The sequence below is a fragment of the Vibrio sp. 10N.286.49.C3 genome (assembly GCF_041469545.1).
Classification (GTDB): domain Bacteria; phylum Pseudomonadota; class Gammaproteobacteria; order Enterobacterales; family Vibrionaceae; genus Vibrio; species Vibrio tasmaniensis_A.
In genome coordinates this window covers 1-22,896 of sequence record NZ_JBFRKT010000058.1, presented here as the reverse complement: position 1 = coordinate 22,896, position 22,896 = coordinate 1, and the positions used below count along the sequence as shown (strand labels likewise).

Annotated in this window: 20 protein-coding genes; 17 read left to right on the top strand and 3 right to left on the bottom strand. The window is 43.6% G+C overall.

What is annotated here, in order from left to right:
- Positions 1–2 precede the first annotated feature (2 nt).
- A complete protein-coding gene (locus tag AB4180_RS20785) occupies positions 3–347 on the bottom strand; it encodes a DUF3802 family protein (protein WP_009846752.1) in 345 nt (114 codons plus the stop codon).
- A gap of 454 nt (positions 348–801) precedes the next feature.
- Between AB4180_RS20785 and AB4180_RS20780 the strand changes: the two genes are divergently transcribed.
- Together AB4180_RS20780 and AB4180_RS20775 are read left to right on the top strand one after the other, a co-directional pair.
- Positions 802–1,668: a fructosamine kinase family protein gene (locus tag AB4180_RS20780; RefSeq protein ID WP_012603955.1), complete on the top strand. Its 867-nt coding sequence runs from the start codon at positions 802–804 to the stop codon at positions 1,666–1,668.
- Positions 1,669–1,783: 115 nt separating this feature from the next.
- Entirely contained in the window at positions 1,784–1,987 is a 204-nt protein-coding gene (locus AB4180_RS20775; RefSeq protein WP_012603956.1) for a CPXCG motif-containing cysteine-rich protein, read from the top strand.
- Positions 1,988–2,164: 177 nt separating this feature from the next.
- On the opposite strand, the gene AB4180_RS20770 is transcribed toward AB4180_RS20775, so the two are convergent.
- Positions 2,165–2,776: a riboflavin synthase subunit alpha gene (locus AB4180_RS20770; protein WP_102250116.1), complete on the bottom strand. Its 612-nt coding sequence runs from the start codon at positions 2,774–2,776 to the stop codon at positions 2,165–2,167.
- A 445-nt stretch (positions 2,777–3,221) separates the two neighbouring features.
- Between AB4180_RS20770 and AB4180_RS20765 the strand changes: the two genes are divergently transcribed.
- On the top strand, positions 3,222–4,592 hold the full coding sequence (locus AB4180_RS20765) for an MATE family efflux transporter (RefSeq protein ID WP_102249944.1): 1,371 nt from the start codon (positions 3,222–3,224) through the stop codon (positions 4,590–4,592).
- A gap of 119 nt (positions 4,593–4,711) precedes the next feature.
- Here AB4180_RS20765 and AB4180_RS20760 read toward each other — a convergent pair whose 3' ends face one another.
- A complete protein-coding gene (locus AB4180_RS20760; protein ID WP_102249945.1) occupies positions 4,712–5,554 on the bottom strand; it encodes a DNA ligase in 843 nt (280 codons plus the stop codon).
- 311 nt (positions 5,555–5,865) lie between these two features.
- Here AB4180_RS20760 and AB4180_RS20755 point away from each other — a divergent pair, with 311 nt between their 5' ends.
- The 14 genes from AB4180_RS20755 (at position 5,866) to AB4180_RS20690 (ending at position 22,676) form a co-directional block, all read left to right on the top strand.
- Complete coding sequence (locus AB4180_RS20755; RefSeq protein WP_004733793.1) at positions 5,866–6,195, top strand: STAS domain-containing protein; 330 nt, start codon at positions 5,866–5,868, stop codon at positions 6,193–6,195.
- Positions 6,196–6,257: 62 nt separating this feature from the next.
- Entirely contained in the window at positions 6,258–7,094 is an 837-nt protein-coding gene (locus tag AB4180_RS20750; protein WP_017100333.1) for an OmpA family protein, read from the top strand.
- Entirely contained in the window at positions 7,091–9,190 is a 2,100-nt protein-coding gene (locus AB4180_RS20745) for an SLBB domain-containing protein (protein WP_102249946.1), read from the top strand. Before AB4180_RS20750 ends, AB4180_RS20745 begins: the two co-directional genes overlap by 4 nt.
- Positions 9,190–9,879: a tyrosine-protein kinase family protein gene (locus AB4180_RS20740; protein WP_102249947.1), complete on the top strand. Its 690-nt coding sequence runs from the start codon at positions 9,190–9,192 to the stop codon at positions 9,877–9,879. The genes AB4180_RS20745 and AB4180_RS20740 overlap by 1 nt, the downstream gene beginning before the upstream one ends.
- Positions 9,880–10,478: 599 nt before the next feature.
- Positions 10,479–11,471, top strand: a complete 993-nt coding sequence (locus tag AB4180_RS20735; protein WP_009846760.1) for an ABC transporter substrate-binding protein — start codon at positions 10,479–10,481, stop codon at positions 11,469–11,471.
- A gap of 147 nt (positions 11,472–11,618) precedes the next feature.
- Positions 11,619–12,518 carry a proline/glycine betaine ABC transporter permease gene (locus tag AB4180_RS20730; RefSeq protein WP_102249948.1) on the top strand — a complete coding sequence of 300 codons (900 nt, stop codon included), beginning with the start codon at positions 11,619–11,621 and terminating at the stop codon, positions 12,516–12,518.
- A complete protein-coding gene (locus AB4180_RS20725; RefSeq protein WP_009846762.1) occupies positions 12,511–13,743 on the top strand; it encodes a glycine betaine/L-proline ABC transporter ATP-binding protein in 1,233 nt (410 codons plus the stop codon). The genes AB4180_RS20730 and AB4180_RS20725 overlap by 8 nt, the downstream gene beginning before the upstream one ends.
- 670 nt (positions 13,744–14,413) lie before the next feature.
- A complete protein-coding gene (locus tag AB4180_RS20720) occupies positions 14,414–14,818 on the top strand; it encodes an Hpt domain-containing protein (RefSeq protein ID WP_009846763.1) in 405 nt (134 codons plus the stop codon).
- Positions 14,819–15,040: 222 nt separating this feature from the next.
- A complete protein-coding gene (locus AB4180_RS20715; RefSeq protein WP_102249949.1) occupies positions 15,041–16,552 on the top strand; it encodes a sigma-54 dependent transcriptional regulator in 1,512 nt (503 codons plus the stop codon).
- Positions 16,533–17,639: a glycosyltransferase family 4 protein gene (locus tag AB4180_RS20710; protein ID WP_102249950.1), complete on the top strand. Its 1,107-nt coding sequence runs from the start codon at positions 16,533–16,535 to the stop codon at positions 17,637–17,639. The genes AB4180_RS20715 and AB4180_RS20710 overlap by 20 nt, the downstream gene beginning before the upstream one ends.
- 250 nt (positions 17,640–17,889) lie before the next feature.
- On the top strand, positions 17,890–19,266 hold the full coding sequence (locus AB4180_RS20705; RefSeq protein WP_102249951.1) for an O-antigen ligase: 1,377 nt from the start codon (positions 17,890–17,892) through the stop codon (positions 19,264–19,266).
- Positions 19,267–19,358: 92 nt separating this feature from the next.
- Positions 19,359–20,144 (top strand): DapH/DapD/GlmU-related protein, encoded by a 786-nt coding sequence (locus tag AB4180_RS20700; protein ID WP_102249952.1) that lies wholly within the window; start codon positions 19,359–19,361, stop codon positions 20,142–20,144.
- The gene (locus AB4180_RS20695; RefSeq protein WP_102249953.1) at positions 20,137–21,255 is read left to right on the top strand and encodes a glycosyltransferase; all 1,119 of its coding nucleotides are present in this window, start codon (positions 20,137–20,139) and stop codon (positions 21,253–21,255) included. The genes AB4180_RS20700 and AB4180_RS20695 overlap by 8 nt, the downstream gene beginning before the upstream one ends.
- Positions 21,252–22,676 carry a Wzz/FepE/Etk N-terminal domain-containing protein gene (locus tag AB4180_RS20690; RefSeq protein ID WP_012603971.1) on the top strand — a complete coding sequence of 475 codons (1,425 nt, stop codon included), beginning with the start codon at positions 21,252–21,254 and terminating at the stop codon, positions 22,674–22,676. Before AB4180_RS20695 ends, AB4180_RS20690 begins: the two co-directional genes overlap by 4 nt.
- Positions 22,677–22,896: the final 220 nt, after the last annotated feature.

Below are 22,896 nucleotides of genomic sequence, written 5' to 3'. Positions count from 1 at the left end.
AATTAGTCGTATTGAGCGACCGCAGTATCAAACAGATTCTTCACTAATGCGATGTATTCATCTAAGAATACAATTTGTTCGTTAGTCGCTTTTTTTGACCATACACCAGCTAACACTTCACCTAAATCAGCCACCACTGAATCCGCTTCTTTCAATAGTTGAAAACGAACGCTTGAATGTAACTCAGGGTTTTGCTCGAAAATAGCCATGATGTTTGTTGATATCATGTCAGTGATGATGTCTTCGACACTTTCATTACCTGTATCGCCATTACTATTAGTAAAGACATCTAGGTTAAATGATAAGTGTTCGATCAAAGCCAAATAGCCATCGGTTTCTACAACCACAATAAATCTCCGTTTAAGCTCAAGAGCAGATTAATATGTACCTACCTAATACTATGTATATGAGTCTGTTTGTCATCTCTTTATTACTAAAAACTGTATTAAAGTGATCCGAGTTAGCATTTAAGCTTAAATTTCAATCAAAACACCCTAACTTCACCAAACACACCTAAAATATAGTGAAAAATAATCTCAACCTATTTCTGCGATTCTATTGTATGAAAATCATCATGCCGTGAGATTAGTTCCAAACTATTTCCTTATATCATTCTCAATTTCTGTTTTGATTTCAAAGGGCTTGAATCAGTTCGAGTTCACAAATCAGCCAATTGATTCTACATTAGTTGAAGAAGAGCCAAGAACATTGACGAGTGCGTCTATAAATTGCTCAGATTTATCCTAAACTATTGCTATTAAACAAACAGTATTTCTAACCTTCAGTCTTTGAGGATTTCCTATGTGGCAGGCCATTTCTCAACAACTTTCAGATACTCTTCTATTTAACTTCCAGATAACTGAACGTACCAAGGTTTCTGGTGGCGACATTAACGATTGCTATATGATTAGCGATGGTAACGAACGTTACTTTGTAAAAGTGAACCAGCGAGAATTTTTACCTAAGTTTGAAATTGAAGCTGAGAACTTACGCTTGTTAAGAGAGACTTCTACCGTTTATGTTCCTGAGTTGGTACTGATTGGTAAAACCAAAGAATGCTCGTTCATTATCCTTAATTACTTGCCGACCAAGCCGCTTGAAACAAGCAATAATAGCTATGACTTTGGCGTTCAACTTGCCCAATTGCATCAATGGGGTGAACAGAAAGAGTTTGGTTGTGACCAAGACAATTATATTGGTAGCACCCTTCAACCCAACCCTTGGCATAAGAAATGGGGACGTTTTTTCTCTGAGCAACGCATTGGCTTCCAACTGCAATTGTTAAAAGAAAAAGGCATCGAATTCGGCGATATCGATGATATTGTTGATGTCGTGAATATGCGTCTTGCAGGCCACAACCCTCGCCCTTCTTTGCTTCATGGCGACCTTTGGAACGGTAATGTTGCTAACTCAGCCTTTGGGCCAATCTGTTACGATCCCGCTTGTTATTGGGGCGATCATGAATGTGATTTAGCGCTAACTGAACTGTTTGAAGGGTTTTCAAAAGAGTTTTATGAAGGTTACCAGAGCGTCAATCCACTCGACGTTGGCTATACTGATCGGAAAGACATTTATAATTTGTACCATCTTCTCAACCACTGCAATCAATTTGGCGGCGAGTATTTAGCACAAACTGAGGCGTGTATTCAGAAGATACAGGCCGTTTAATACCAATCACAGCTAGCTACTACGATTTATATAAGTTGCAACGTTGGATATCGCTATTTGTTACGACCCATACAAGCTACTACGATTAGTGCAAGTACAGTGAGGATAATTCGTCATGCATAAATACACAGAGAAACATGTTTCTTGCCCCCATTGTGGTCATGCAATTAGCATAACGCTGGATGCATCTAATGGGAGCCAAGATTTTTACGACGATTGCCCTGCATGTTGCAATGCAATTCATCTGGACATGCAGGTTGATGAATTGAGAGACAGAATCCATCTCTCGATTGATGCAGACGACGAACAAGTTTTCTAACACACTTTCTCTCTTGTCGAGTTGGCTCTACACCTCGATTTAAAGCTACACCTCGATTTTGAAGCTAGCCTAGAAAAACAAAAAAATTAAAAAAGAGCACTTAATGTGCTCTTTTTTAATATCTTCGACTTTTACTTAGTCAACGCTTTTTGGGCAAGTGTTATTGATGAACCGCTACTACGACGTCTGGTTTGCTAGCACGCGCTCAACAGTATCAACAATCGCTTGTGTTTGAGGATCAAACTCAATATTTACTTGGTCGCCTATTTCGCGGCTGCCAAACAAAGTGCGATTTAGCGTTTCAGGAATCAAGTGTACAGAGAAACGGTTCTCTTCCACTTCACCTATCGTCAATGAACAACCATCAACGCCAATATAACCCTTGCTCAATACATACTTCATTGATTCCTGTGGCAACTCAAACCAAAGCGTGCGGTTGTTTTCAGTCTTGATCACATCCACTAAGTTCGCCATCAACGTAATGTGGCCAGACATACTATGCCCGCCAATTTCATCACCAAATTTTGCTGCTCGCTCAACATTCACTTTATCACCAACAGTCAGTTGGCCTAAGTTCGTCAATCGCAATGTGGCTTGCATTAAATCAAAAGCAATCTGATTGCCCGAAATTTCCGTTACCGTTAAGCAACAACCGTTATGAGCTACTGAGGCACCAATCGCTAATCCCTCAACCATTTCGTCGCTTAGCTCAATGGTATGAGTCTGAAACAACTCTTTTTTGTTTATAGCAACCAGTGTTGCCATGCCTTGAACGATACCTGTAAACATAAGATTCCTATTTAGCATTCTAGGGCGTGTTGACCTTTCTCGGTTAAATTTTGTTCGAGATAAAAGCGTTTTAATTGCGGCGAGGGGGGGGGGAAGTAGCCTAGCATCCTAAGCAAATCTCCCTCAACAAAGAGTAAAACGCTTTTTGCGGGGGCGCCCAGCTCGAACCCTTCGGGCAGCGTTTGCTGGTCATTTTTACTACGTTATCGGCTTCTCATGTAGGCTAGCTACACATCGAAGCCTCTGCCTTGTATAAACACCCAGCAACTCGCTGCAAAAATCAGCTCGAAAGATCAACACGCCCTAATAACAGTTTTTCATAGCAGTTATTGTGACATTTCTTTATGATTCGTCCAGTGGAAGCTTAAGATCATTGTCTCTGATTCCTTCAGAATGTCCTTCCCTACACTATTATTCTAATTTTCCCTCTTATTTGGAGTTGTTTGTGCATCGTTACAAAGAAGAATCCTCGAATCTAATCAAACTTGCGACCCCAGTATTGATCGCATCTGTTGCACAAACTGGAATGGGTTTTGTTGATACCGTAATGGCCGGTGGTGTAAGTGCTATCGATATGGCGGCGGTTTCGATTGCAGCAAGTATCTGGCTACCATCAATCTTATTTGGTGTGGGTCTGTTGATGGCGTTGGTTCCTGTCGTTGCACAACTTCATGGTTCTGGTAGACAAGTGAAAATTCCATTTGAGATTCAACAAGGTGCGTTTTTAGCGCTTGTCATCTCCCTTCCTATCATTGGCGTACTTTTTCAGACACAACTGATATTGGAGTGGATGGACATAGAACAACTTATGGCAGAAAAAACCATCGGCTATATGAATGCGGTGATGTTTGCTGTTCCTGCATTTTTGTTGTTCCAAACGTTGAGAAGCTTTACAGATGGTATGTCTTTAACTAAGCCTGCAATGGTGATTGGTTTTATTGGCTTGCTATTAAACATCCCGCTTAACTGGATGTTCGTATACGGAAAGCTTGGCGCTCCCGCTCTGGGTGGTGTTGGCTGTGGCGTTGCAACCGCTATTGTATATTGGGTGATGTTTGCTCTGCTGTTCGCTTACGTTTTAACATCAAAGCGTTTGGCTAAAATCAATATCTTCGGTACGTTCCACAAGCCTCAGCTCAAAGCACAAATTCGTTTGTTTAAACTAGGCTTTCCAGTTGCCGCTGCTATCTTCTTTGAGGTGACGCTATTCGCTGTTGTTTCTCTGTTGGTTGCCCCTCTTGGGTCTTTGGTTGTCGCCGCACACCAGGTTGCAATTAACTTCTCGTCACTGATATTTATGATACCAATGAGTATCGGTGCCGCCGTGAGTATTCGTGTTGGTCATAAGTTGGGTGAAAACAACACTGAAGGAGCGAAAATCGCGACACACGTGGGAATCATTGTTGGTTTAGTCACAGCCTTAATGACAGCTACATTGACGGCACTATTCAGAGAGCAAGTTTCGTTACTGTACACAGAGAATACGGCGGTAATTACCGTTGCAATGCAATTACTATTGTTCGCTGCAGTTTATCAATGTACTGACGCAGTCCAAGTTATCGCTGCAGGGGCTTTGCGTGGATACAAAGACATGCGTTCGATCTTCAACATTACTTTCATTGCTTACTGGTTACTTGGTCTTCCTATTGGCTACATTTTAGGAATGAAAGATTGGATTGTTGAGCCTATGGGCGCGCACGGTTTCTGGGTTGGGTTCATTGTTGGTCTAACGTCAGCAGCTATTATGCTAGGTATGCGTCTGCACTGGATGCACAAACAAGACGACGATGTGCAGTTAGAATTTAGCTCTCGTTAGATTCGTACTCGCTAAACCGGTATCTCCGTTATTACATACAAAAAGAGCTCTGATTTTCAGAGCTCTTTTTCGTTTACTGTGTGTTTATGGCTATATTGTACTGAACAATCTGATTGGTATTAATACTCACTCTTTTCTCTAACGAAGCGCGCAAACTTGGGTTTTCCATTTTGAGTAAAGCCATTGTAGCGAAAGGTAATACGGCTGCCGATCTCTGGTGGCGCAAGTCTCATTTGATCACTGAACCCGCTTCCAATATAAAACTCAACCCCTTCTTCCGTGTGAACCAAAATCGAACCCATCATCCCTTTGTACTTCCCTGTCCCGCCTTTGTAGCCAATAACTGTGGCTTCGGCATCGTGATGCCTTTTTAGTTTTAACAAGTCATTACTTCGACCTGCTTGATAACGACTGGTGATCTTTCTGAGCATCAAACCTTCGCCATTACGTTCATCGACATTGTCTAATTGATAAAACAGAGCTTTTTCATTTTGAATAGGTACATGTTCGATGTAGCTGATATGAGGTTCTCCAATCACACTTACCCAATGCAATATGTTGTAATAGCGCTTTTGATAATCGCCAGTAGCCCCTGGCATATCAAACAGCATCAAGTCTATTTGGCGCCACGCAGCATCACTAGGTGTGTGATCGAGGACGGTAGATTGGACTAAGTGGAACTTGCCTCTTCCTGCCCAGAGCTCCCCTTCAAGGTGTACCTTCGGTAAGTTTTTTGTAAACCACTTCGGTGAGTATATACGATTCCCGTTGCGTGTATAAAGATGCTGCCCGTCCCACAGCGCTCTAATCCCATCGAGTTTTTCACTCTTCCAGTATTCAGACACATCAATGCCTTGCTGGTATGTGTTTGCGAGCACCAGATGATCAGGCGGTAAATAGGATGAATGAGATGTAAGCGAACACGCCCATAGAGTGGCTATCGCCAATTTTGTTAATCTCATCATCTGCTCCGTATTAATATCTGTCGTGGTCAACAAATGCCTTTAATCCTAAGCGCTCTAACACACAGTTAGACAATCTTTGCTAGAAGATGCGATCAACTCATCAACCTTATTTAACTTTCAATTTCATTCATATAATTAATGACTTATGGGTCTCAAATGTTAACCCATTTTTAGTTCTCATATTGAGAAACCAACTTTCTCAATATGAGATAGAGATTAGCAGTCGACTTAAGTTGTTGAAAAATATGAATATAAAAGTTGGCACATTCAATGCACTTGTTCATACATACTTAAAAGGAGATATCGCTATGGAACTACGTAAGATTGATTTGAATACAACCACACTAACTCTTTCTATCTTCGGTGATTTAGACGCAGCGGGAAGCCGTGATGCTCAGACTGATATTGACGATGTAATCTCAAATGACGGCCACCCTGAAATCGAAGTCGATTTTAGCCAAGTTGAGTTTTTAGATTCATCTGGTGTTGGCGCGATTGTTTACATGTTCAAACGCTTAACTGAACGCGAACGCAACATGCGACTTGAAAATGTGACTGGTCAGCCTCTTGAAATTATGAACTTGTTACGTATTGGCCACGCTATCCCAGTAAATTCAAAAAATCCTACAAATTCATGAAGATCCACTAAGCTAGAAGTAACAAAACATAATAATAAAAAGTAAAAACATAGGACGTTGGCATGAAAATACTGAAAAGCTACATAGCCCTTTCTCTGTCTGCTTTAGTTCTAGGTGGCTGTACTAGCTATCCTGAACAAGGCACTGGCGGCTTGGCTGAAAGTTATGACTCTATTAATTACCAAAATTCCGACTTTTCTCCTGTCATGCCAGACGAACCTCTTGGTCCTGAACACGGATTACGTTTTGATTGGCAACTGGCCAAATTACATCTTGATGCCTTGATTCAAGAAGGCGCCCGCTGGTGCTTCCCCGCTGCTGTTGTGCAAGCGATAGAAAAGCAAAATCGTATCGCTCGCGAACTACAAGGTGGCCTGCTGCTAGATGCGGCCAACGACCTAGTCATTCAAAGAAAACGCTTAAACGAACTTGAAGTTCAACTGGACTACGTAACGTCACAAGCCCGTTGTGAACCACCAAAAAATGAAAACCAATTTAGAATGCAATTGTCGGTTATCGAGCAGTTGTACGACCTGCTTAATGTTGACAACCAATTTGCGGAAAACTCTACTGAAGTCAATCCCAAATACATGGGACGACTTGCCGAGGCAACGACGCTACTGAAAGAACATAAATCTCTAGACCTTGTTGTTACCGGCCATGCCGATGCCACGGGTACCGAAGAATATAACGATGACTTGGCACTTGGACGTGCTAAACAAGTCGAACGCTACCTAACTATTTTTGGCTTAGGTGCTCAGCGAATCAAAGCAGTGTCTGTTGGTGAAACGGTTCCTCTTTTTGAAGGCGAATCAGACGGTACGCGTTTAACCAACCGCAGAGTGAGTATTGAAGTTATCTCCCCTAAAAATGCCGAGAAAATGGGAGGTGGATTATGAAATTATTGATCGCTTTTATCATCACCCTATCGTTATGCCTTTCGAACCTCGTAAATGCTAACGAAGATTTTTCAGACGCGGTTCAAGTCGGTGACCTTATTCAAGTCAACGTACCCGGTGAAAGTACGTTGAACAAAGGGTTTCAAGTGGATAAACGCGGCCGAATTACCCTTCCTGAAGTGGGTGCCGTATTTGTTGCGGGTTATAACAGCGAGCAACTTAACAAAGTCGTTTTAGAGTCACTGGCTACCGCTTATAAAGATCTTTCAAACGCTTCGGTATATGTAAAAGAGCAGCAAATTATCATCTACGTGCAAGGTTATGTAGAACAACCCGGTGAATACACACTGGCGTTAGGCTCAAGTATCCAAATGGCACTCTACGCAGCAGGTGGATTACGCCCCGGTGCACAACTGGACAAATTGATACTTAAGCGAGGTGCGGACAAGAAAGAGTTTAATTACAAACGATTCCTTGATTCAGGTGATGAATCAACACTACCTACTCTGCAATCACTGGATTCATTATTCGTTCCAGCTTCCCCACTAGTCGGTAACATCGAGCAAGAGTTTGACGCAGCAAAGCTTGCAAACTCAGGTGACAGTGCTGACTCTCGCAATTCGATTAAAGTGTTTGGTGAGGTTAACGCGCCGGGTTCGTTCACTTACAAAGAGAATACCGACCTTGTCGACGTATTAATGCGTTCAGGCGGGGTAACTCGCTATGCCAGTGTTGAACAAATCCGAGTAATTTCAAATAATACGCCTACGCTGTTCAACCTTAAGCGTTATTTGGATTCTGGTGACGAAAGCCTACTTCCAATCTTACGCCCAGGTGCAACGATTTTTGTGCCGAAGCAAGAGGAAGAGATCAAATCCGGCGCAAACATGGTTTACGTTATGGGTGAAGTCGCTGCCCCTGGCGCTTTTGAAGGAAAGAGAGACGCGACCTTCATGGATATCCTTGCCAATGCCGGCGGCCCGACTCGATTTGCAGAGTCGCGTCAAATACGCGTAATCAAAGCGGATGGTCGAGTACTTAAATTCGATTTAGCGGCTTACACTGAAGGCTTGCCTAACTCTAACCCACCGAATATTAAAGCCGGTGACGCGATCTTTGTTCCTGAGAAAACCGACATGAACGAGAAATCTTGGTTAAAGATTGCACCAGACAGAGCAGTTAACGTGATCGGTGAGGTGAATCGACCTGGTCGTATAGAATGGTCAGATGAAATGAACTTCATGGGATTATTGGCACACGTCGGCGGCCCCACGCTACGCGCTGACACATCGAAAATTGAAGTCGTGACGGGTAGAAAGTTGGTTGTGTTTAATCTTGATGATTTCATCAGAAATGGTGCGCCACGAGATCTGATGCCACAAATTCGTGCAGGCTCTATCGTCCGTGTCCATGACTTACCACAAGATCCGTCAGACAATAAATCTCAATGGGTACGTCAAAGCTCTGATGCTTCGATCTACATTTTTGGACAAGTGAATGCACCGGGTCGTTACCGCTTCACCAAAGACATGCACTTTCTTGACATTTTGTCTGCAGCTGACGGGCCTACTAAGGATGCCGATATACACAACGTGCGTGTAACTCACCGTGATAAAACCTACTCTAAAGTAAGCAAACTCAATTTATCGCTGTACTTCGAAACCGGTGACGAATCGTTACTGCCAAATGTAACCACTGGTGACACTATTTATATCCCAGAGAAAGGTAAAAACTGGTTAGATACACCGAAAGAAGAAACCGTTCGTGTACTTGGCGCGATTAACAACCCAGGACGTTATGTGTTCAACGACAACATGACCATTTTAGATATATTGGCAGAGGCGGCGGGTCCTACTGATAACGCTTACGTAGAGAAAATTACCATTGTGAATATGTCTTGTTGCCAAGGTCAAGCTCGTACCTTCGACCTTGTTGAATTCAGCAAAACAGCGAACATTTATAACCTACCAGTACTGCGCGCTGGTGACACTATCTACATCCCAGATCGCCGAGAGAGCTTTATGGAAAAAGCTCGTGTAGGTCTAGAAGATATATTACGTCTAACAACAATGATCGTCTTAATAGGAGCTTTATAATGACAATTTCAGCGACCCATGCCGAAGTCGAGCAACTGTATTTAGCTTCTGAACTTAACGGACAGAAATCGATTTGTGTAACTGCCTGTCATTCAGGTGACGGGGTAACCTCTGTTGCAACTGCATTAGCAGAACGTTTTCTCCTTGCTGGTCATTCTACGCTTTATGTTGACCTCAACTTATACAATCCTGCTTTTAAAGATTTGAACATGTTGGAAGACAATCAACAGGGACAGTTAATTGAACATGTCGAGTCTCATCGTACGTTTATCGGTGTCCCTGCTCCACAAATCGCATCAACTCAATTGGCTTATAAAGATCCGACAACGTTACAAAAAGTGGTGAACAACTGGTTAGACAAATACGATCGAGTCATCATTGATACCTCACCGCTTCTCAACATAAACAAAGGCAACATTCCGGCGCAATCTGTCGCGAGTGCTTGTGATAGTACATTGATGGTTGTCGCCTATGGTGAAACCTCTAGTCACCACCTAGAGCAAGCGAAAAAGCTGCTTGATGCGCAGAGTATCAACCTTATGGGTTGTGTGATGAACATGAAACAAACACCTAGCTTTGCACAAGAGTTGGTAAGACAAATCAATCGCATGAAATTCCTTCCAACTAAACTTCGCGATAGCTTGGCCAATAAGCTTTACCAAAATGAGTTTTTAAACCTACCGATGTAACTTTTTCGCGCCACGATAGCTTTTTTGTACAACGATAGCTTTCTTGTGCAACTTCGTTTTCTTGTGCAGCTGTATGGCTGTCATTAATCCCTGACAGCCACCGTGCCTATTGGACTCACGCCAAAATACTCTAAAACCAAGTTGGATATTTTTGACGAAATTATTGTTAAAAATACGATTTTAAAAACCATTCAGCGCATTTTACGCACTTCAGACATGGTCTTACCACCTTTTAAAACCCTTCAAAAATCAACCGCCCATGCCTAACTTTATCGGTAATGTGACACAGACGGTTAAAGTGCCATGTAAATCGCATCAAAGATGGAATTCGTACGATTATTCCCTAAGATTATAAATAGAGGTGGTTTTTGACGAATTTGTAATAGTTTGACAAAGTTATCCGATGGCTGTTGAAACACAGTGGATGAATTGGCAAATCACACTTCACTGACTTTGCACGTTTATCTATTCACACTTCACCCATCCCTCCTTCTGCTCAAATGGTTCAAATACACGGAAAGGATCACCATCGAGCAATTTAGATAATCAATTTACCTTGGTTACCTTAGTTGTATTATTAAAGAGAAAGGAAACTCAATATGAAATACAAGTTAAGCTCCGTATTTTTGTTAGTAGCAGCAGCCAGCGGTAATGCTAACGCTGGAGAATGTGGCAGCGTAACAATCGCAGATATGAACTGGAACTCTGCAACACTGATCGCCAATATCGACCAATTCATCCTAGAACATGGTTATGGGTGTGATGCCGAACTTATCCCTGGCGACACCATGCCAACAGGCACATCCATGATTGAAAAAGGCCAGCCTGATGTTGCACCTGAACTTTGGAGCAACAGCTTAAAAGACGCATTGGACAAGGGTGTCCAAGAAAAACGTCTTCGCTATGCAGGTAAAGCACTTGTGAATGGCGGTGAAGAAGGCTTTTGGGTTCCAGCTTACTTAGTTAAACAATACCCAGAGATGGCAACCATCGAAGGTGTACGTAAAAACGCTAGCTTATTTAAGCACCCTGAAGACCCAGATACATCAGCATTTTACAGTTGCCCAGCAGGCTGGAACTGTCAGATCAGTGCCGGAAACTTGTTTAACGCTCTTGAGCTGGAAGACAGTGGTTTCACGATTGTTGATCCAGGCTCGAGTGCCGGCTTATCTGGCTCTATCGCAAAAGCTTATGAGCGCGAAGAAGCTTGGTTTGGTTACTACTGGGCGCCAACTGCCGTTCTAGGCAAATACGACATGGTTAAAGTTGACTTTGGTAGTGGTGTTAATGAACAAGAGTTCTTAACTTGTACCACCAAAGAAGACTGTGATTCACCTAAAGCGACCATGTACCCGCCTTCACCCGTTCACACTATCACCACTGAGAGTTTTGCGTCACGTGCTCCTGAAGCTTATGACTACTTCACTAAACGTGGTTTCACAAACGACAAAATGAACTCGCTGCTTGCTTGGATGGAAGACAATCAAGCCGATGGTGAAGAAGCGAGCTTGCATTTCTTGAGTGAATTCCCAGAAGTATGGCACCCATGGGTTTCTGAAGAAGTGGCTAAGAAAGTTGAAGCCGAACTGTAAAAGCTTGGTTTAACAACAAGCAATTACGCTTCAACAATAATACGGAAATAACGTCGCTATACTTGATGTTATTCATGATTCGGAGCCCTTTTCATAGGCGATTACCTCATCGTATGAACAAGTGGCGCCGAACTATAAGGATATAAAATGGCTGACACCAATTGGTTATCAACCTTTCCAGAGATGGAACGCGCTGATTTACGAACCATAAAAAAGACGCTAGATGGCGCATACCGTGAATTCTCTCGTGAATACGGTGAAATGATTGAATCTCTATTTGACCCTCTTCTTTCATTCCTGGTTTGGTTTGAAAAACTTCTTATCTCAACCCCTTGGATTATAGTCCTCGCTGTTTGTACAAGCCTTGTCTACGCCGCGAGTCGCTCTTGGAAACTGGCTTTAGGTTGTGTCGCTTCCCTGCTCCTTATTGGTTACTTTGGTATGTGGGAAGACACCATGCGTACGCTTAGTATCATCACTGTGTGTACCTTGGTTTCGATATTCTTAGGCATTCCGATTGGCATTGCGATGGCTCGTTCGAATCGAGCGCAATCTATCGTTACGCCGATGCTTGATATCATGCAAACCATGCCGGCATTCGTTTACTTGATCCCAGTGGTAATGCTACTCGGCATCGGTAAGATTCCAGGGCTAATCGCCGTGGTTATCTACGCGATTCCACCTGTGATTCGTTTAACCAACCTAGGCATACGCTTAGTCGACAAAGAAGTATTGGAAGCGGCTACCGCTTTTGGTGCGAGCAAAAAGCAACGTTTATGGGGTGTTCAACTACCGTTAGCGATGCCAACGATCATGGCGGGTATCAACCAAACCATCATGATGGCACTGTCTATGGTTGTGATCGCATCAATGATTGGTGTTAAAGGCTTAGGACAACCGGTTCTTAAATCCATTACCAACCAATACTTCACATTAGGCTTGATGAATGGTTTCGCCATTGTTGCCCTAGCAATCCTTTTTGACCGCGCTTCGCAGGCGTACGCAAGAAGAACCAATGCGCATTTAGGAGGATTCAAGCATGACTAAACCATTGATTGAGATTAGTGGCCTATACAAAGTGTTTGGACCGAAACCGATGTCTGTTATGAACCGAGTTCAGAACGGCGAACACAAAGACCAGATTCTTGCTGACACGGGTCATACCGTTGGTTTGAAAGAGATTAACCTTGAGATTAACCGTGGCGAAATCTTCGTTATCATGGGGCTTTCTGGTTCAGGGAAGTCGACTTTGATTCGCCACTTCAACCGTTTGATAGATCCGACTCAAGGTAAAATCATGGTTGAAGGCATCGATGTGATGAGCCTCAATACCAAGCAATTAGAAGAGTTCCGTCGTCATAAAATGTCGATGGTATTCCAACGCTTTGGCTTAATGCCTCATCGCACCGTGGTAGAAAACGTTGCGTACGGTTTGGAAGTACAAGGTATCAAAAAAGAAGACCGTTTAGCGAAAGCCAATGAGTGGTTAGAAACGGTGGGGTTGAAAGGTTACGGCAAGCAGTACCCTGCCCAGCTTTCTGGCGGTCAACAACAACGTGTTGGTCTTTCTCGAGCTCTGTGTACTAATGCTGAAATCTTATTAATGGATGAAGCGTTTTCAGCGCTCGATCCTTTGATTCGAAGTGAAATGCAAGATCAACTCATTGAACTGCAAGAGAAGCTTCATAAGACGATTGTTTTCATCACCCACGATTTGGATGAAGCACTTCGTCTCGGCGACCGAATCGCAATTTTGAAAGATGGCGAGTTGGTACAACAAGGTACACCACATGAGATTCTGCTGAATCCAGCCGATGACTATGTAGAGGCATTCGTTAAAGACGTAAACCGTGCTCGTGCATTGACCGTTGAAACCGTTATGCAGCCCCCTCTCTATCGAATCACATCTGAAACGATTGAAGGTGCTTTGGCACAAATGAAGATGCTGAAAAATGACTACGCTTATCACGTAACGGATGAAGGCTATCAAGGTCTAGTCACACAAGAGAGCCTACAGGATGCAGTTGAAGATTCATCGGTGCATGACTTCAGTGAAGAGATATACGAAGAAGTTCCAGCCATTTTGCCTGATGCGGTGATTGAAGAAGTGCTACCAGACACTATGTCTTGTGACTATTCTCTTCCGGTTGTTGATGAGGACGGTAACCTAAAAGGTGAACTAGAGAGAAGCGCTGTTGCTGATATCTTCTCTGAAAGTAGCGAGGAAGAAGTAGAAACCGACCCAAAGCCAAAGATTGATAAAGCTTCGTAGTTCTACTTTTCGATATTTAAAGCACGGCTGTTTAAATTATCGCTATTTGGGTTATAGGGATGTGGGTTATAGCTACTTAGCTTAGCCCAAGCGAGTTAACCTGCTCTAAGACCACTGTTGTTAGTAACTGCAGTGGTCTTTTTTATGTGTATCGGCCTCGCTTTGTCCTGCACTCTCCCCTTTAAGCTTACTAGTACCCAGGCTAATAGGTGCCTAAGTTTATATTTCATAAGAGAAAACAAAATTAAATCAGTTCGTTAGGTTTGTCACAAACATAGTGGCAATTCGGGCGAGAAGGCAATTAATTGCTTTGTTTATAAGGCAAGCAGTTGAAATTATTCTAGAAAATGACTAAAACTTAATAGGGGCTGTTGACCTTTCGAGCTGTGTTTTGCAGCATCTTGTGGAAAATTAATACAAGGAAGAGGCTTTGAAGTGTAGCTGGCCTACATGAAAAGTCTCTAACGCAGTAGAAATGAACCACAAGGGCTGCCCGAAGGGTTCGGCTAAAATCGTTTTATGCTTTGTTGAAGAATATTTGCTTAGAATGACTAGGCTACATACTCTTCGCCGCACCTAAAACGATTTTATCTCGAACAAAACTTAACCACGAAAGGTCAACAGCCCCTTATACTCACGGATATTACGCTCAACAAAAGGACTTAGTTTGATGAATTCCACTTTAGCGTCAGACACAGCTGCACATCTAAACTCACAAGAAGTTAGCGAGCTTGTTGATGAAAGCGTTCTAGAGCAAATGATTCGAGATACAAGTGCGGATATTATCCCGATCTTGATCGACCATTATGTCGAAGAATCACAAACACGGTTGGTCGCCATAAAAGAGGCTGTCGCTCAGCACGACGCTCAAACACTTGAGTTTGAGGTCCACACTCTTGGCAGCACGGCGCTATCATTAGGTAATCGCCCTTTGGGTGAGTTGGCTCGCGCTTTAGAGAAGCAATGTTTAGAACAGAGTCACGATGCGGCATTTCTGCAAGTTGACGAATTACTAGAACTCGCAGAGCGTTCAATCAAAGCCTTGCTTGACAGGAAACAGGCAGGCTTCAGTTAACTTTGGATGTTCATATAAGTATCAGATAAAAACTCAACATAGTCGTTATTAATATAGTCGCCATAAAGATGCGAACCAGTATGAGTAGCAATGTGGGAAATTATACACACCGCGCCTTAAAAGATTGCATGCGGTAGATAACAAATACACAAGACTCGTATTGATGGTTCGATATCACTATGTTATTGATTGGTTAGGATAAAGTTTCAAAAGGAATACACAATGCGCCCTAAGGTATTGTTAGTTGAAGACTCCACCTCACTCGCCGTACTCTACAAGCAGTACGTAAAAGACGAGCCCTACGATATCTTCCACGTCGAAACCGGCGCGGAAGCTAAGACCTTCATTGAAAGGCACTCTCCACAGCTTGTTATTCTTGACCTTAAGTTGCCCGACATGCCAGGGGAAGAAGTCTTAGATTGGATTAGTACGAACGAAATACCGACCGCCGTCATTATCGCGACAGCACATGGCTCAGTAAACATTGCTGTAGATCTCATCCAGCGCGGTGCGGAAGACTTCTTAGAGAAGCCCATTCAAGCCGATCGACTCAAGACTTCTGTTCGCTTACATCTAAAAAGAGCTAAGCTAGAGAACCTTGTCGATGACATGCAAAGCAAGTTCGATCGTGACCGCTTTCATAATTTCATCGGCTCTTGCCTACCTATGCAAGCGGTTTACAAAATCATCGATTCGGTAGCACCAACTACGGCCAGCGTGTTTATTAACGGTGAAAGTGGTACGGGTAAAGAAGTCTGTGCGGAAGCGATTCACCAAGAGAGCCAGCGCAACGGTAAGCCCTTCGTTGCTATTAACTGTGGTGCTATCCCTCGAGACCTAATGGAGAGCGAAATCTTCGGTCACGTTAAAGGTGCATTTACCGGTGCGACAACCGACCGTAAAGGTGCCGCAATGCAAGCGCATGGCGGCACCCTATTTCTCGATGAGCTTTGTGAAATGGAACTGGAGATGCAGAAGAAGCTCCTACGATTTTTGCAAACCGGTACGTTTACCCCACTCGGTGGCAACCGCGAGATTAAAGTGGATGTCAGAATTATCTGTGCGACCAACCGCGATCCACTGGTTGAGGTAGAAAAAGGACGCTTTAGAGAAGACCTTTACTATCGTGTTCACGTTGTGCCTATCGAGATGCCACCGCTTCGTGAACGAGGAAGTGACATTGTCACCCTGTCTAATCACTTCTTGAAGCTGTACGCGAAGCAAGACAAGAAGAAGTTCAAATCAATAGACAAAGAAACGCAGAATCTACTTAAACGTTATGCGTGGCCAGGCAACGTACGTCAGTTGCAAAACATCATCCGTAACATCGTGGTGTTGAACAATGAAACGAGCGTGACCAAAGACATGTTACCGCCTCCGATTAATAAAGTAGACGCAGCTCCAGCCACGAAATCAGTGACACCGATTCGAGTAGCTGCGCCCCAAGCTGCTGTTGTGGAAGCACCAGAAGCTAAGTTGCCACCTATTACACCGGAAGAGTTGGAGCAATCCTCAGTTGTCCCCGCTAACAACGATCCGATGACGCCCGCATTTACAACAAGCGAAGGTGCTATTCGTCCAATGTGGCAAATAGAGCGAGAAGCTATTCAACATGCCATCAATCATTGCGATGGGAATGTGTTAAACGCTGCCGTGCTGTTAGAACTTAGCCCTTCTACTGTTTATCGTAAGAAACAGGCTTGGGAATCGGAAGATGAGTACAATCAAGCCTAACCAAGGTGTACTCGACGTAAACCTTCATGAGATTTGGCTGTTGATCGACAGCCAAACTTTTGGAGGCATAGAAACGCATGTTTTAGAATTAGCACAAGGCCTGATATCGGAAAGCGCTCAGTATTCAGAGGTTGTCCGCATCGTTCTTTTGACTAAGTTTAATCCTGAAGCGATCATCGTTGAAAAGTTAGATGCACTGAACATCCCTTATAATTACCTCTCTGATTTAGCCTCATGTTCTGCAGATTCAAGTAGTAATAGCGCGACACAGCTTAAACGTGCCGTTCAACATTATCAGCCAAGACTTATCCATGCTCATGGTTATAAAGCCAGTTTGGTCAGCAAGTTAATCAAGCTCCCATCTGGTTTCAACAACACAAAGCAAATCACCACTTATCACGCAGGTGAAACCCCAACTGGCAAAGTATGGCTTTATGACTGGCTCGACCGTTACAGCAGCTTTCTTTCTGATCAGTCGCTCGTGGTCAGTGAGAAGATTAAAGCGAAAGTACCGAGTAAAACCCATCAATTGAATAACTTTGTTAAAGTCCCAACCGGATTAACAAAGTCCCCTTCATCAAGCCCATTCCATGTTGGCTTTGTGGGACGATTAAGCCACGAAAAAGCGCCAGATCGATTTGTCGCATTAGCCAAACCGTTTCCTGATGTTCGGTTTGAGCTTTTTGGTGACGGGCCAGAAATGGAAGCGTTAGTTAAATCGCAGCCTGATAATGTTACCTTTCATGGGCATCAAACCAATATGGACGACGTTTGGAGCCAAATCGATTTGTTAATCATCCCTTCCCGCTTTGAAGGCTTACCTATGGCGGCATTAGAATCCATGATTCGCGGCATTCCTGTCCTCGCCACCTCAGTTGGTAACTTGCCTAAACTCATCGAGCACCAAGTTAATGGCTACCTCGCAAATTCTGAGGCCGAGCTAGAACAGTTTTTATCTTTGTGGATGTCATTGTCGATTGAACAACGTGACTCTCTCAGAAGTAACGCGATAGAAACCGTCAAAAACCAATATTCGCCACAAGCTGTTGTCCCGAAGTTGTTGAAAATCTACCAACTCGATCGTTAATCCTAGCCTTAGTCGATAACTGGTTAATTTAGCTTGATAATTTAGCCGTTCTAGTCAGTTTTATACTGATTCTCAAAATGACAAATCTCACCTCAAGGCTAAGCCCTCACTTAATAATCCAACACTAAATCAGTTAGTTAAACAAAATGCATAACTGGCACTCGCTTTGCAATATTTAACATCAGGTGTAACTACGTCTCAAAAGATTGCGAGCGAGTCATGAAGAGTTTATTTGCGAATAGAGGTCACAATGGTCAACCCTGAAGCCAATAGATTGCCAGTCATCATCACTATCAGCACCTTGTGTGTTGGGCTTGGTATTGTTTGGTACTTTGTGCCTCACCCTGCTGTCATTGTCGCGCTCGCTCTTGTGCCATTAGCTGGGTTATTCGTGTTAAACAAGACATTCTGGCTAGTGCTACTGTTCGTTGTCTTTTCATTTTTCCGAATTCACGAAGCCATACCTCAACTCTATTCGTTAAAAATACCGCTGATGCTTTCATTAGGTGCCCTGTCCGCTCTGATCTGGCATGCACTAATCAGTAAAGAGCTAAAAATCTTCTGGCACCCTTGTTTAAATTGGCTCGCCATATTTTGGGTATTGGTTTTCATTGGTATTATCTTCGCGTCTAACAGGCCCATAGCATTTGCAGAATTCAAAGGTGTTTATTGGAAAATAATCGTCATGACGCTGGCGATTACTTGGTTAGTAAACACCACGGAAAATCTTGCAAAAACCGCGATGACGATTATCTACGCAGGCGCTTTAGTCAGTTTTATTGCCGTGTACAACTCAGTAAATGGTATTGGGCTTGTTGAAGGCTCGCGCGTAACTATTGGGCGCGATTTTGGCTCTATGTTAGGTGACCCGAACGACTTAGCACTGGTACTGATGTTCCCCCTTGCCTTTACGATAAGCCAAGCCACCACATCTGGCATTTCACGGTCCAAACGTTTAATCAGTGGGTTAGTCTGTTTGTTACTGCTCGCCGCCATTATTGCGACTCAAAGCCGTGGCGGATTACTGGGTTGTATTGCGGTGATTGGTATTTTTGCGTGGAAACTAGTTCGTTCTAAAGTCCTGTTAATCTCCGTAGGAACCATCGCGGCCGTGGCGCTCTATTTAGTTGCTGGGATCTCAGACAGAGCTTCTGGTGGTGCCGCTGAACAAGGTATCGATGAATCTGCAATGGGTCGAATATATGCCTGGGAAGCGGCAGTAAAAATGGCGGTTGAGAATCCACTGACTGGCGTAGGGTTGAACAACTTCTTCTCGAACTACTTCTTTTACAGTTCGCATTGGGACGGACTGAATCACGCCGTGCACAGTACGTGGTTTGGTGTGTTAGCAGAGACTGGCTTCATTGGTCTTATCATTTTTGTCTGCCTTATCGTTTCTTTGATCAAAACCTCCCGATCCACACTCACCAGATTAAAAAACTCAACTACAGAAATCGCACCTGAACTAAATGCGGTCGCCTATGCGATCTATGCAGGTCTGATTGGAACAATCGTGTCGGGTACGTTTTTGACTCAAGGCTTCAATTGGCCGATTTATATCCTCGCAGCGCTCACAGTTTGCGTCTCTAACGTATCTCAAACTGCCTGTCAAAATGAGAAAACCTAAAACCCACATTTTAACCCATTGAAAATATTATATTTATTAAATGGCACAGTATATGAAAGTACTTCTATATAACAAAATAGAGGATTTTCATTATGACGTCAGTATCTATACATCAATTCAAACATTGGCTTAAGTTTCATCCTAATTCTCGAATTAGAAATGTGTTTTTCATTTTGAAAGACATCAGAAGCGCAGAGCTACCTACCCCTCAAATACTTAATCGTTGCCTCTATCAAGCGCACAAGCTAGTGGTAAATTTGTTTTCTGGCTTGACGAGATTCTTCTACTGGACACCGGCTTTCAAAGGTCGTGTGGCTCAATGTGGCAAGCGCCTGTATTTGTATGGTGGTCTGCCTTTCGTCAGCGGTCCGGTGCAAATTTCGATTGGCGATAACTGCCGTATCTCTGGCCACACGACATTCTCAGGTTGTACTCAACCACTTGAAGGCTTGGAACACCCATTATTGTCGATTGGCAACAACGTTGACATCGGTTGGCAGTCGACTATCGCTGTTGGCGGTAAAGTCGTTATCTCTGACAACGTACGAATCGCTGGCGGCGCGTTTCTATTTGGATACTCTGGTCACCCGCTAGATGCAAAACGTCGAGCGCAAGGTGAAGGTGATGACCCTCAGCAAATCGGCGACATCATTCTTGAACCCGATGTTTGGCTAGGCACGAATGTGACGGTTAAAGGTGGCGTAACTATCGGCGAAGGTGCGGTGATAGCCGCAGGAAGCGTGGTAACAAAGAATATTCCTGCCTTTGCAATCGCAGGTGGTAACCCAGCTCGAGTAGTCGGACAGATTAAATCCGTTGAAGTGACAGAGTCCGATGTGTTCGATTCGTTAGAGACTCATGGAGGTGACCATGCGTGATTTAATCGTATTTGGTGAAGACTTTGGCGGCCTACCGTCATCAACTCAACATTTAGTTCGTCATCTTGCTAAGCAACACAAAGTCTTGTGGGTCAACTCAATTGGCCTAAGACAACCGAAGCTGTCCGCTAAAGATGCCACCCGAGCGTTCAACAAGTTGTTTGGCAAAACCAAAGCCGTTACTCAAAACATGCTCGACTCTGAGGGACACGACAACATTACTATCGTTAACTTAAAGACAATCCCTGCGCCTGCTTCTAAATTTTCTAGAAAGTTGGCTCAGCAAATGATGTTGCACCAACTAAAACCAGTGATTGCCGAGCTTAATCTTAACGCGCCTATCCTATGGAGTTCTCTTCCGACTGCTGTTGATCTGTGCGGACACTTAGGCGAGTCAGCGGTTGTTTATTACTGCGGGGATGACTTTAGTGCACTTGCGGGCGTAGACCACAAGACGGTCGCAAAGCATGAATTAGAACTCATTGAAAAATCAGATTTGATCTTCGCTGCTAGTGAAAAGTTGATGGACAAATTCCCTAGCGAGAAAGCTCAGCTCTTACCACATGGTGTCGATGTCGGGCTATTTTCTACACCTGCACCAAGAGCAAAAGATTTACCAAGCAACCACCGCCCTATTGCTGGTTTTTATGGCAGCCTTTCTAAGTGGCTTGATTATGAAATGATTGATCATGTCGCGACAGCAATGCCGGAATGGGACTTTGTATTCATTGGCCCAAATGAGCTTGATACGATCATGCTGCCTGAGTTGAGTAACGTACATTACCTTGGCCCACGTCCGCACTATACGCTGCCAAGCTATTCTCAACACTGGGATGTGAGCTTGTTGCCGTTTGTTGATAACGAGCAGATCCGAGCTTGTAGCCCACTCAAACTAATGGAGTACCTTGCGGCCGGCACGCCAATTATCACAACTCAATTCCCAGCATTAAAGCCATATCAAGAACATGTCACCACAGTTGGTAGTGTAAACCAAATGATTTGGGCGCTTGATCATGCACGCCAGCTGAGCAATTCACCTATCTCTGTCGTCGAACAAGAGAGCTGGCAGAACCGTGGTAACTTCGTACATTGGATGTTGGAGCTTTTATGAATAATCTTAAGTTGCGCTTACTAGTCATCCTAAATGCCATGTGGCGCCAACGCTACGTTATTGTTCTACCAATCTTTATTTTGCCCTTTGTTGGCTTTGGTGTGAGCAAGTTGGCCCCGACTAAATATGACGCGCATACCAGTATGTTGATTCAAGAAACAGCCAAGATGAATCCATTTTTGGAAGACATCGCCGTCTCTACCATGCTCAAAGATCGACTTAACGCATTGAGAACATTGCTTCACAGTCGACATGTTCTTTACTCGGTCGCTGATGAACTGCAATTAACCACACCAGATATGCCTGAGGTTGAGAAACAAGAGATCATTACTGACTTGTCTCAGCGTTTATCAGTGACTCAACTTGGAAAAGACTTTCTAAAGATAAGCTTAACGTCGAACACTCCAAATGGAATGGAACAAACGCTTCGAGCGGTGAGTGAACATTTTATTGAACAGTTGCTCGCGCCGGAACGTTCGTCAATTGAGGACTCAAGTAATTTCTTGAAAATCCATATAGACAAACGTAGCGCGGAACTTGAAGAGGCAGAAGAAGCGCTAGCCGCATACATGAACGAAAACGTCCAATCGACGCCAGAAGTGCAAAGCCAAAGCTTGAATCGCTTAGCGTCACTTAAACAAACACTGGCAGAAAAAGAGGCGGAATTATCGGGTGTTGAAAAAAGTTTAGGGTCAATTGACCAGCAACTTTCTAAAACTAACCCTGTGATAGGTCGAATCGAAGACCAGATCATCGACATTCGCAGTGAGCTGACTTTGCTGCAAGCCAAATACACAAATAAACACAGTGCCGTACAAGCTAAAGTCCGTGAATTAGACAGGCTTGAAAATGAGCGAAAAAGTTTGCTCGAGGTTACCCAGCCAACGATGAACAGCGACCAACTTTGGGACATCGCAAGTAGCACGACACTGAACAAGCTTTCTGATACCCAACCTCTTCTGGTCACTCAATTACACAGCCTACAACTGGTTCGAGCTCGCTTTGAGTCTTTAACTGAAGAGACCAAAAGCCTTCGTACTATGATTTTCGAATTAGAACATAAGGCGAATAACTTCGGTGAAAATGCCAAAGAGATGTACCGCCTTAAACGTCAAGTTGAAATCAAGCGTCAACTATATGATGAACTGACAGAGCGTTATGAAATGGCTCAGCTAACGGGTTCGCTTGGTGTATTCGAGCAAAACAAACGTGTGAAGATTATCGATTTGCCTTTCACGCCTAGCATGAAATCTAACATGCCGACTTTTATCTTTATTCTGGCTGGATTTGTTGCGGGCATCGGATTGGGCATTGGTCTGGCGGTATTGTTCGAGCTGTTTGACTCTTCAATCAAGCGTAAAGACGAAATCGAAGAGATCTTAGGTGTCCCTGTGATAACGGTGATACCTAAAATGGGCTAGTGAGCCTCAAAGGCATTTTTAATTTGCTAGCCTCGTAGCTTCTTCTTATCTTTTTTGCTTCCTAGCACTAAACGCCAACATTTGCTTGGCGTTTTGCTTGTCTACAGCCTTTCGATTAACCCAAGCCCTATGCTCCAAATAGCTATTCATTGGTGTTTTGTTTTGATTCCCATTTTGAGAAACAAAAAACGCCCTATAGAGGTAATGCCGTTCACTTAAG